Raw genomic sequence first — 10,693 nt, forward strand, 5'->3', positions numbered from 1 at the left:
CCGGCGTGGCTTCGCGGCGCGAACCGTCCCCCGATGCACGTCACCGGCTCGTTCACTATGCCCCGCCACCCAGCAGGGTCTACGCTGTCGCCCACGGCCAATGCACCATCTTCGGTTGTCCTCACGAACATCGCTGATCAACGTGTCCTTTGTTGACACGTAGACCTCAGAGGATCGTCCGGGCAAAAGGGTGGCCGGCATGCCGAAGCACACCGGCCACCAGGTGGCTCGACCTTAGGCGTCGACAGACCAATCACAGTATTCGAGGCCACACATCAAGCACCGAGTGTCGTCCTCGTCCAGCGGCGGCCAGTTGTGCTCGCAGCACGCCTGGTCGGCCTTGAAGAACTCGGCCCAGCACTCGCTGTATTCTGCAGCCACCCGGCCCCAGAGGTAGACGGGATCGGCGACCGAGTTCAGGTCGTTCGTGACAGGTTGCGGCAGCGTTGCTTGATTGTCGGCAACCTGCTGGTCATCGGCTCGGTTAGTGGTCATGGACAGACTCCTTGTCTGCCCGCTCCGCCGAGGTCGACAGCATTCGTACGAACCCCTGGTCAGCCGCTTGAAGGTGGCATAGGACGCGCGTACTGCTGTACGGTGGTGCACACATGCACCACCGGTGGCCCCGGTGCGCAGAAGCGCACCGAGGACAACCGCTCGCATGTATGCCCGGTAGAACGGGCATTGTCTGGACCCGCAGGAACGCTCGTCGAAAAGTTGATCCTGATGGGTTTAGATCTTGTTGGTGGTGGCGTGGTGGTAAGCAAGCTTACTGCTGCGCCACCACGTTTTTCTCGCGCTCTACTGCTGCCCGAGGGCAGCCAGGCCCGCTGCGCCCCCTCGCGATCGACCATCTGCCACCCGAGGTCGTCCACGCCGGCGGAGCGCTGGGTACCACAGCCGGAGCCATCCTGGCGCCGGCGAATCCGGAAAGCCCCTGGTCAAGCCCCAGGTTCGTGCTGGGCCCACCTCCTCGAACAGATAAACGGGAACCGCTGCACGGATCCTCAGCCGATCATTCCACCCCGCAGAAGTCGGGCGCAACTCCGTCTCGCGTCACCGTGGAGCGGTTTCGAGGATTTCTGCGCGCTTCTTGCGTTGATCCACTACCCCGAACCAATTACTGTGTCAACGTGACACACCAACCCCTCGGTGCGGCGCACTACAATACGGACAGTTTTGAAGCAGTCACTCCACGCAATCATGGTCTCCATGAAGATGTGAGTGAGTCCTGGAGCGCGCAAACCAATCAGACCATAGCCTCGCAGATTCGTGATTGGCGAAAGGCTCGCGGCCTCAGTGCCCAGCAGCTATCCGACCGCTGTGCAGCAGTAGGGCATCCTATCCCTCGAAACATCATCGCCAACGTCGAAACTGGCCGGCGAGTCAGCGTAACCGTGCCAGAACTCATAGTACTGGCAATGGCCCTGAATGTGCCACCAGCTCTCCTGATCTATCCAGTCGGGAAGGAAGCAGCTACGCGAGTAGCTCCGCGACAAGCCACCACTACATGGAATGCAGCCAAGTGGTTCGTGGGCGAGTCACGCCCAGGGCCGGGCATGGTGGGCGTCGATGATGAGACGGACTACAGGGCAGCGTCTAGAGAATGGGAGTCGGCCCATGATTTGGTCGCGGCGTATCAGCGGCATGATGCTCTCGTGCGCCGGTACCGGCTTATTCGAGACGACACAGTGGCCGAACTTAAGCGAATGGCCGAGCCTTCGATCCCAGAACAGGAAGAAGAGATGCGACGGACGCGCCAACTTCGCACAGACATGTTGGCGAACGATCTCGCAAGGGCTATCGACATGCTTCGGGGTCACCGGCTCTGGCTGGAGAATATGAGCCTTGCAGTCCCAACTCTACCTCCCGACATTGATCTGACGTAGCCTCCGCATAACCTCGGATTAGTCAGCCCTTTACGAACTCATCGACCAGGTCCCGGGCCGTTGCAGACCACAGCTCCAATTGCCGCGGAGAGACGTGTTGGGCTGGATTCCGCCCGTGGAGCACGTCGCAGATTTGCTTATAGCTGCTTACGCCGCTACGGACAACTCGAAGACGTCGCTTCCGGTCGTTCCGATCAAGCCCTGGTTCTCCCACTGCCAGCATGAGGCGGCGCTCAACGCTACCGATATCTGGGGGAGCCGCGATGACGTTAGCCGGGAGGGAGGCCACGACCTGCTCAATCTGCACACGCAAGATTAGCGCGTGCAGCAGGCTCTTATCGTGTGCGGGACCTGGCCATGCATCGTAGGCTGCCACAAGATCATCCATAGCGGCAATCGGCCATCGGACTCTAGCCACTAGGAGCCTGCATCCATCCGGCGGATGACTTTCAGCATCTTGCGCGCATCGTTAATCCAAGCGCGCCACTGAGAAGCTTTGGGTGCGCTCGGCGCCCCACCATGCGCAGCCCTGTTGAGAGCAGAGATAGTTGACTCATACTGATCAAGAACCAACGGAGGCAAGCCGACCTTTGCGGCGTAGTCATTAAGCAGCACAAGTTGACTACGAGTGTCGCCAGCCTGCTCGCGATCAGCAGCTATCCGCTCCGAAGAGAGTCCCGCCCTTCGCCCAAGAATCTCGACCTGCGTCCCGACCTCCGTATCAAGCGCCTGTCTGCACATCGTCAGGATCATGATGACCTGGGCGGCTTCGGTACCGAGGGGCTTGTTGGCCTCGGCGCCGAGCACCCGCTCCAGGTCCTCGAGAAGCCCCATACCAGGGTAGGTAACGTCCTTGACCTGCACTGTCGACGAGCTGCCTGGAGGGCGGGTGAGCCGGATGTGGAGGGGGTGCTCGTCGAGCGCCCGGAGTTCGTGCCACAGTCGCTCGTCATGAGTGAGAACGATTATCTGGTACGACTTCGATAGTGTCCCGAGAACTCGGGCTAGGTATCTAACTCGATCTCCATCGAAAGCGTGGATCGGGTCGTCGAGCACGAGGAATTTAAAAGGACTATCTGGCTGCGTCGCGCGGGGAAGGTACGTCGCTAGTGTCAGCGCGTTCCGCTGGCCCGTGCTGAGTACCTTTGGGGCATCCGGCCCTGGTGCAACTTTGGTGTCACCAAAAGCAAGACTGATCACCACCTTGCGCGCCTGACGGATTCCGCCACTTAGCTTCACCTGCGTGACCTGCAGGTCGCTGTCATTATTTAACTCTGCCCAGTACTCAACTACCCGCGCCGAGATTGGATCGAAGAGTGCGGTGCGTGTATCCCTTGTCCACTGTTCGACGACCTTGCCCAATCTTTCGGCGTGCAATCCCCGGGTATAGCTAACGCGGTCTTGCTCGGCTATCCGAAGCCATTGGTCGATCTGCTGCCGAACCCGCGCCCATTCGTCGGCGGACTCTTCGTGGTTTGCGATCACCTTAGCTTTCGCGTCGGAGTACCAAGCGGCGATCAGAGCTGACTCAGCGGCAAGCGCTGTGAGGGCGTCGGTACTCACTGTCTCCCCCTGAACGGTGGCGACCTGGGAGGCCAGTTGGTCCCACCGATTGATCAATCCGCCGACCTCATCCGGGAAATGCTGCTGAAGCATCTTGCGGGCATCGGCGGCAAGATGGCTAGGTAATGCGGTCGCGGCTAACTGCCGCCACTGAGCTCGAACGATGCTTTCTGCCTCACGAAGCGCTTGAAGCTCAAGCTTAAGACGGTCGGCGGCAGTGCGGGCGGTCTGGAACCAGCTCGCGGCGAGGGTGCCACAGACAGGACAGACATCGGCAGCCCGCAGGTCCTCGAGATGCTTGCCTTCGCCGTCCACCAGGCTTGTAAGTGCGGCTTGTACCGCCTCAGCACCGGGCACTACCGCAACCCGCGCAGCCTGCAGCCTGCGGATCGCATCACTAAGTCGCTCAACAGCGACTGTGTCAACGACCCACTCGCGCGGTAGATGCGGGCGCGGTGCTTGGCTTCGCGGTAGCGCAGCCGCGAGTGACCTCAGATTGAGGACCTGGTCAGGTGCCGGCAACGGGCCTTGCAACTTCATCAGGTCAACTAGGGTCTTGGCTGCCGCGAGTCCCTCGATTAGGGCGAGGGTCGCGTTGTAGACGTCCTTGACTCGTCCTTGTGCAGCGCGGCCAGCTGTTCGCACCTCGTCCACCAACTCCAGCAGCACCGTCAGCACGTCGAGGGGCAAGCCGCCCTTCAGGAACTCGTGCAACAGGCCCGGCTTGTCGATGACCGGCGAGATCTCCGGATAGAGCAGCACTGGGTTGAACTGGGCGTACGCGGCGTGCCAGCTTCGGGGCACTGGCCGGTCGGTGCCGTCGGGCAGCTGCCACCGGACGTTCTCGCTGCCACGACAGCTGATCGTCACATCGTCCTGACCATTGCTTACGACCGCCTTGATGAGACGATCGCTAAAGTGCAAATTCGCTTCGGCAAGCTCGTACTTTCGAGAGACACCTCCGCTAAGCACGTGCCGGAGTCCATCCGCAGCGCTCGTCTTACCGGTGCCGTTCCGAGCCGAAATCACGACGATCCCGGCTGCGGGCGGGAATTTCAAAATGAGGGGAACTTCGCCAACCCCCACGTGCCCCCGAAGTTCCAGGCTCCGCAGAAACCACGGCCCTGGTGGGCCAGGGGTTTCCTGTGCACCGAGCTCCAGGAGATGGTCATCGACCAAAGTTCGCAGGAGGCCGCGAAGGTCTTCGTCAAGATCTTCCGCTGCTGCAGCGACGTCAGCCCAAGCCAGTACCACCCTGGCCTGCCTAGTTCTCGCCACGGACACCCCTTCCGCGATATTCGGAGCCGACCGCAGACCGCACGGTGACGCAACTCAAGGTGATGGCCGGTCACTCAACGGTGCAGGACGATAGCGGGACGCTACCGGAATTGCCGACCAGGGAGGAGCCCTCTCAGAATGCTGTGCGCCGCTGAGGGCTCCTTATTCCACGCGTGTTGGTCGACTAGTAACAATGCAGGCAAACCACCCGATATGCCCCTGTTGCTATGTGGCCGAGGAGGATCCAGGTCGGCGCGGAAGCGCGCCCTAGCGTGAGGTTGCCCAGCTCGCCGGGGTTTAGGGCGAGAGGATCTTGGCTGTTGATGAACGCCAGCCCGCCGTATAGAGCAAAGGTGCGGTCACGATGCACAAGGGGCGGTCACGATGCACGTCGTTGCGTGTGCCCACGTTTGCCCCGCATGAGCCCTGTCATCGATAGGAGCAAACCGGCTGCGGCCAGGCCGGTTGCTGCTGTGGTCAATTGGTCAACCACGTCACGGCCGAGGCTCGGAGCGGCCGGCGAAGGTCCGACGCAGAGTAAGTGATCGAGGAAGCGTTCCGCGAGGGCGCGGGCTCTCACCGAGCTGCTGAGCAAGGCCCGCGCTGCGAACGAACGAGGCCGGAGCGGAACTCCGCTCCGGCCTCGGGAAGACAGCCCGCCGCTCTACCGCTGAGCTACAGCCCCATGTTGTGGAGCTGACGGGATTCGAACCCGCGACCGATCGGGATGATCGCGAGCACCCTTCGGTGCCGACGTAGATGTAGCGCGAAACGTCCGAAATCGCTCGGCCATGGTCGCCAAACTACCGCGCAAGATCCTCCTGCTCTCGTTGAAGCGCGCCGGCCAGCAGCATCGGCACCGCGAACCTCTACTGGAAACTCTCGGCCGGAGCCACTACCAGCCGACTGCTCAGCTATGCCAGGTCAACTACAGCACCTACCCCGCAGCCCAGCGATACACCTCCAGCGCCGCGACGACCCCGGTGAATGTCGCCCTGACCGCATCGGTGATCACCACACCGGTGGCCATTCCGACGGTGGTGTACACCCCACCACCGTGTGCCGCGACCGGTTGGGGTGTCAGGTAGCGGTCAGGCACCTACTCCCCATCGCGGTTGTTCCCGATCCTGTCCGTATGGATCCGGCCCAAGCGTGCGCAAGCCATGGGTGGAGCATCATTACCTCGGCCTCTACCAACTCCCAGTTCGCAGGCGTCCTCGCTGGTTTCGTGTTCACTGGCATCGTGATGCTGTTTGCCATGAGGGGTGGCCGCTACACCCAGGCGCTGGCGGTGCTGAGCCCGACCTTCATCGTGCTCGGCTTCGACAGCTACCTCTTCAGCCATGTCACTGGCAGCGGAAACGACGGCGAATGCGCCCGGGTCTGGACCGACGGAATGTTCGCCAGCGGCATGCTCGGCGTCGGCGCCGCCGGCGTCGTATCCAGCATCTGCTGGCTGTTGGCAGCCCACCTCGACACCCATACCAAGCAACCACCGCCGCCAGACGCCAGCACAGGTCAGACGACCACGGGCCAGCGGCCCGAACTTGCCCAGCCGGATCCGGCGATCGTCAACCTGCCGCGCATCGCGGCCGGGATGATCTACGGCGTGACAGTCGGGATCTGCCTGCTGCTAGCGATGACGGCAGACCGGTACCTGCGACTTGTCTCAGATGACGCGCCTCGAATGCTCTGGCTGTGGGTCGTATGGGCCGTGCCGGTGGCGGTCCTGTTTGGCCTCGCTGTCCTAGTCCTCGCCCGTTGGCGGCGACGGGCCCGGCGCCAGCACGCGGCAGAGAACAAGACGCGGACCTCGCGCGTTCGGTCGCTGACGTTCGTGGTGTACGGGATGCTCGCCTACGGCCTGCTGACCCCGGTACTGGCCGGCGTTATCGCGAGCGTGGGCGATCACTGGTGGCAAGATCCCGGTCCGCAGATCGTGGTGCCTGCGGTCCTCGTCGAGCTGGTATTCGCCACGCTGCTGCTCGTCGCGCTTGTCCTCGCGGCGCCGCCAATGCCGCCGCCTGCGGTCCGCCGGCACGAACCGAATGGCCTTCAAGACGACAACGGCCTTCCCGTACCGACCCAACCGGACCCCGTCGGCGCGGAGGTCGGCGGTGCCGTCGACGACCATCCGGGACCAGGCGCACAGACCGAAAACGCGTAAGACAGGCACGAGAAGGGCTCGAAGCCGGACGGCCGGGAGCAGGGCATACGCGCCATGTTCACCGCATCGGCGACGGCAGCGCTCACATGCACGTCTGGTTCTTCGCCCGGCCGGAAGGGCCAGGCGAGCAGGTCTACGGATCCTGGCTGGTCGTCTGGGACGGCCTCCTGCGAGAGTATTCCGCCGACATCACCGAGGCGGACACGGCGAGTGTGGCTGATGCCCCGGTCGCCTCGGGTCGTGTCCCAGCCACGGCGAGTTGCCGGTCAACACCTAGGCCCAGTCGCGTCCAGCCCGGCACAGCAGCCCGGCGTCGCCACCGTCCCGATAGTGCCGCCGCGAACCCGTAGGCCCCTGGCAGTAATGAGGAAGTCTTCAGCCAGCAGCGCGTTCACGACCTCATCGCGGCCGCCAGGAGGCTGAATCTCAAGCCGACCGGCGAGCGCGGCCACGGTGAGCCCCGTTCATTGCCGCAGCCGGCGTCGAGCACCAACCACTCACCGCGATGTCATCCATCGGTCGGTTATGCCGACGAGCTTCGTTCTCGGCAGAGACCCTCACGATCTGGTGAGCGTTGGCCATCAGTTGATGTCCGAGCGCTGCGCGAGCGGGCCACACTGCGAGATGGCAGGAGCAGCATGCGAAGGGCGGTTCAGGTGGCGTTCGATGCATCGCAGTACGTCGTCGGCGACGACTGGGCGTACAGGTCTCGGGACACGGCGCCGTCGGAACGCGTGCGCATCAAGGCTGTCACGCCGAAGAAGGCCAGTGCGAGCATCGAGGTAGAGTTCCTCGATGGCGACGGCGCCGGCCGCCGTCTGCAAAGCGTGTCGTCAGCCCGGCTGAAAGCCCGGTGGGTCGACGTTGAAGCCTACGACGCCCGGCAAGCGGACTGGCAGCGCATCGACGGCTTCGAGCTCGACTCCGTCGAGCGGAGCGCGGTTCTCACCGTCTACTGCGCCCTCATCCCTGAGGATGTGGCAGAGCTGGACTGGCGTCCGGTCGAAAACGCAACGATCATCAAGGATCGCGCGAAGCTGACCGACATCCTTCAGGTGCCCGTAGAGGAGATCCTCGCGACGGTTCAGTGGTTCACCACCGATGACGCCACGATCGTCTCGCCCGCCGGCGCTGTCATCATCGCGGAGGCCGCCTGCCGAGCCCACTCGCACATCATCCTGGAACACGTGATCGAGGAGGAGGCGGCCGCCCGGCACAAGTGCAAACACGGCGGCCCGGATCCCATCCACAAGGGCGAGAAGTCCAGTCCGGAATGGGAGTATCGGTGGTATCGCGAGCATGTTCGGCCCGAGCATGAACTTCTGCGGCAATGGTGCGGCCACCGTGCCGTTGTAGCTCACGAGCGCCTCACGGCCGCTGAAGCGGAGAACCACCGCCTCGACCTCCTCGTCGTGCAACTCATCAAAGCTCTCGACGTCGCTGGTGAAACCATGCAGGCTGAACGATTCGCCGAAGAACACGAACGCGACCGGATCACCCCTTACCTCGCGCGACCCGTCGTCGACCGGCCGCTGCACTGGTCCGAGATGCCGGTGCGTGAAGTCCAGGTCTATCGGCGCCGCTGGTGGGGGTAGGCGTCCATCACTGCCAGAGTCGCTCGTCCTCGGAGCCTTGGTTCATGGCGCTCCGCTGGCGGTGCGGCAGTGCCGCGGGCCTCGGCCGGCCCATAGCCTATGCGCAGTAGTCGCAGCGGCTCGACGCGGGCAACTCGGTGTAGCAGGTCGGGCAGCGGGGTCGGGGTATAGGCTCCGTCGCAGCCCTGCGAGCTGCCCGGCGCTCGGCCAGTTCCTTGGTCAGCTCAGGTCGGCCACCGTCAGCAGGCAGGCCGACAGCGTCGTAAGCCCGGTAACACAGCAGGCGGTGCTCGGCGGCGTAGACTTCGATATCTTCGCCGGGGACATCCATGACGGACTTTGGTGCCTTGGCGTAGCCGTCTCCGATCGTGCCGTCCTGACGTACGCACAGCGACGTAATCGGCGGGCCACCTGCGGCCTTTGCCAAGATAGCGACCTCTTCGAGGAGTTTCCCGATCCAGTTGGTCAGCAACATGCGCGTACGGATGCCTGACCGCTCCTGCACGTGCTCGCCGAGATGCTTGTACTTGATAACGGCGTTGTACCGGCGTGCCGTCGTGACCAACTCCTCATGGGCGAGCGGTATCCACGCTGCGAGGGCATCCACGAACGCCACGGGCGAGTTGTCCGCCACGTGATAGGTGCCTGGCTCCGTCGTCACGCTTGGACCCTAAGGCTCGCCGCAGTCAAAGTCGAAGATTGCCGGCAGGCCCTTCAGGCTGGAGACCTCTTCGGCGGACCCGAAGACGTCAACGTCGCTCCGCGGCGGCGGTAGGGCGTGTCCGCTCATGCCGATGAGCGGATGCCGACGGACTCGCTGTCTGCATGACACCGGAGTTGACCCCGCACGCGCTGGCCGACAACGGTGCCGTCGGCGGGGTCATAGGCTCGCCGGGTGACGGACGAGGAGACTACGGAACTTGTCATCGATCGCCTGCTCCTGGCGTTGGCGGCGCAACTCGACACGTCGGGGAGTCCGGCCCTGGCGGCCGGTGCGGCCGAGGCGCTCGCCGACTTGAGCAGGTCCCAGGGCGATGTCATCTTCGGCCAGGCGGGCCATCTGGTTCACCACGGCGCGGACACCGAACCGCTGAAGACTCTCATCCACGCGATCACGGCCATCCAACGCGATGAGGCTCCGGCAGATGCCCCGCTGAAGCCGGGTGACGAAGTGCGACTCGTGGGTGAGGTGCCAGAGAGTCTTGCCGACTACGACGAGATGTGGCTGCGCGAGATTACGTTCGTCGTCCGCTACGTCGGTAGGACCACGATGGTCGACGTGCAGCCGGACCTGGCCGAGGATTACGTGATCGCGATGGTGCCGGCCGCCGGCGTGGAACCCATGCGAAGGGAGAGCACTCGGTAGCATCGCCGCATCCGCTCAGGTACGACTGTCGCCCATGCGTCCGGTGAAGCCGTCGGCGACAATCATGATGCCGGAGAACGCTCACGGTGACGCGTGCCCGCCCACGTCCGCTTCTGCCGCCGATCGCGCGCAACGTGACGTCATCACGATCGCAGGAAGCCGGTGCCGGTCATGCCGGTGTGTGGATACTCCTCGTCATGCTCACTGGGCAGTGTCGGCGTGCAGGAGCTTCAATCCTCTTCTTCGTATTCGCCCACGGGCCGCAAGGCCTGCACAAAGGACACGAAGCTCGGTGCCAGCACCGTGATCCGGTAGTCCCACTCTTGGTCGACGTGGACTACTCGCGGTTCGCCGTCGGGGCCGCTGTCGCGGTAGTCGAAGGCGATCATGTCGTGTCCAGCGGATGGACAGGTGGCAACGTACACGCCGATCGGCGGGTAGCCCCATTCCTCGATCCAGAATCGGCTGCCGGCCTCGCCTGCCACCGAGTAGCGCTTCTCCCGTCCGATCCCCATGATCCCGTCCACGGCGACGTGAGTGTCGGCCCACGTGGTCGGGTTCGGTGCCGGACAACAGCTGTGGTGCGGCATCCCGCCGTTATGCGACCGCATCAACGTCACGTACGACGCCGGTAGCCGGTAGCCCAGTTCCGCCTCGACCGAATCGATCAACGCGGGCGACGGAGGCACGTCGACGTAGGTGTCGAGCGCGTACTCGTTGTCGTCCCAGAAGGCGTCCGGGTCGAGATCCGGGAAGATTGTCAACGCCGGCTGAAGGTTGACCCCTCTGTTCCGGCCGAATTTTGACCCCCTCGCTGGTTGTTGATGTTTAGTCG

9 protein-coding genes are annotated in these 10,693 nt (G+C 63.6%); 5 read left to right on the forward strand and 4 right to left on the reverse strand.

The genetic code is table 11. The annotated features are described in order from the left end of the window. Nucleotides 1-234 precede the first annotated feature (234 nt). A complete protein-coding gene (locus ACLQ29_RS31820; protein WP_425775072.1) occupies nucleotides 235-495 on the reverse strand; it encodes a hypothetical protein in 261 nt (86 codons plus the stop codon). A 170-nt stretch (nucleotides 496-665) separates the two neighbouring features. Between ACLQ29_RS31820 and ACLQ29_RS31825 the strand changes: the two genes are divergently transcribed. Further along, nucleotides 666-1,889: a helix-turn-helix domain-containing protein gene (locus tag ACLQ29_RS31825; protein ID WP_425775073.1), complete on the forward strand. Its 1,224-nt coding sequence runs from the start codon at nucleotides 666-668 to the stop codon at nucleotides 1,887-1,889. A 417-nt stretch (nucleotides 1,890-2,306) separates the two neighbouring features. Here ACLQ29_RS31825 and ACLQ29_RS31830 read toward each other — a convergent pair whose 3' ends face one another. Then, on the reverse strand, nucleotides 2,307-4,706 hold the full coding sequence (locus ACLQ29_RS31830; protein ID WP_425775074.1) for a hypothetical protein: 2,400 nt from the start codon (nucleotides 4,704-4,706) through the stop codon (nucleotides 2,307-2,309). Nucleotides 4,707-5,521: 815 nt separating this feature from the next. Here ACLQ29_RS31830 and ACLQ29_RS31835 point away from each other — a divergent pair. The 3 genes from ACLQ29_RS31835 to ACLQ29_RS31845 all read left to right on the forward strand — a co-directional run bounded on the left by ACLQ29_RS31835 (nucleotide 5,522) and on the right by ACLQ29_RS31845 (nucleotide 8,492). Continuing rightward, nucleotides 5,522-5,818, forward strand: coding sequence for a hypothetical protein (locus ACLQ29_RS31835; RefSeq protein ID WP_425775075.1), 297 nt, complete (start codon nucleotides 5,522-5,524; stop codon nucleotides 5,816-5,818). Between the two features lie 140 nt (nucleotides 5,819-5,958). Next, entirely contained in the window at nucleotides 5,959-6,897 is a 939-nt protein-coding gene (locus tag ACLQ29_RS31840) for a hypothetical protein (protein ID WP_425775076.1), read from the forward strand. 656 nt (nucleotides 6,898-7,553) lie between these two features. Next, nucleotides 7,554-8,492 carry a hypothetical protein gene (locus ACLQ29_RS31845; RefSeq protein ID WP_425775077.1) on the forward strand — a complete coding sequence of 313 codons (939 nt, stop codon included), beginning with the start codon at nucleotides 7,554-7,556 and terminating at the stop codon, nucleotides 8,490-8,492. 97 nt (nucleotides 8,493-8,589) lie between these two features. Here ACLQ29_RS31845 and ACLQ29_RS31850 read toward each other — a convergent pair whose 3' ends face one another. Next, a complete protein-coding gene (locus ACLQ29_RS31850) occupies nucleotides 8,590-9,153 on the reverse strand; it encodes a hypothetical protein (protein ID WP_425775078.1) in 564 nt (187 codons plus the stop codon). A gap of 234 nt (nucleotides 9,154-9,387) precedes the next feature. Here ACLQ29_RS31850 and ACLQ29_RS31855 point away from each other — a divergent pair, with 234 nt between their 5' ends. Further along, the gene (locus ACLQ29_RS31855; protein WP_425775079.1) at nucleotides 9,388-9,858 is read left to right on the forward strand and encodes a hypothetical protein; all 471 of its coding nucleotides are present in this window, start codon (nucleotides 9,388-9,390) and stop codon (nucleotides 9,856-9,858) included. Between the two features lie 230 nt (nucleotides 9,859-10,088). Here the strand turns inward: ACLQ29_RS31855 and ACLQ29_RS31860 are convergent. Continuing rightward, nucleotides 10,089-10,693: SMI1/KNR4 family protein (locus ACLQ29_RS31860; protein ID WP_425775080.1), on the reverse strand; the 605-nt coding region annotated here is incomplete at its 5' end.

The organism is Micromonospora sp. DT228 (assembly GCF_049841595.1).
Classification (GTDB): domain Bacteria; phylum Actinomycetota; class Actinomycetes; order Mycobacteriales; family Micromonosporaceae; genus Micromonospora.

Excerpts from the sequence above, each read along its gene's own strand:
- ACLQ29_RS31825 (WP_425775073.1), top strand. The coding sequence starts at position 666 with ATGCCCGGTAGAACGGGCATTGTCTGGACCCGCAGGAACGCTCGTCGA.
- ACLQ29_RS31820 (WP_425775072.1), bottom strand. The coding sequence starts at position 495 with ATGACCACTAACCGAGCCGATGACCAGCAGGTTGCCGACAATCAAGCA.
- ACLQ29_RS31835 (WP_425775075.1), top strand. The coding sequence starts at position 5,522 with ATGGTCGCCAAACTACCGCGCAAGATCCTCCTGCTCTCGTTGAAGCGC.